Origin of the sequence: Pseudomonas viridiflava (assembly GCF_900602065.1) — a bacterium.
In the GTDB taxonomy this organism is placed as follows: Bacteria; Pseudomonadota; Gammaproteobacteria; order Pseudomonadales; family Pseudomonadaceae; genus Aquipseudomonas.
In genome coordinates, this window is the sequence record NZ_UWFN01000199.1 from 1 (window position 1) to 278 (window position 278).

1 protein-coding gene is annotated in these 278 nt (G+C 54.3%); it reads right to left on the reverse strand.

Annotated features, from left to right (window positions below; genetic code table 11):
* Window positions 1-278, reverse strand: a 278-nt coding sequence (locus tag EE949_RS10580) for a DUF6270 domain-containing protein (RefSeq protein WP_241152850.1), incomplete at both ends; no start/stop codon positions are given.

Here is a 278-nt window from a genome sequence, read left to right on the forward strand (position 1 = left end):
GGGCAAATCGACGAGGCTTTTTCCAGGAACGCGGGAAGCGCCCATTCCCGCAGCGCTTTAACTTCCCGGCGCCATGGCCGCTTGATCTCATATTCAATACCGGCGCGCTCAAAGGCTTTGATCACAGGCCCGCTGGCAGAGAAAATTGAGCCATGGTGCTGTATCAGGCCGATGCGTTCGTCGATAAAGTCGATGAGGATAATATCCGGACGAGATGTTTCGAGATCCGCCCAATGATTTTTAGCAAGGTCATAGGCTGCGCGTTTGTCTTCGGACCC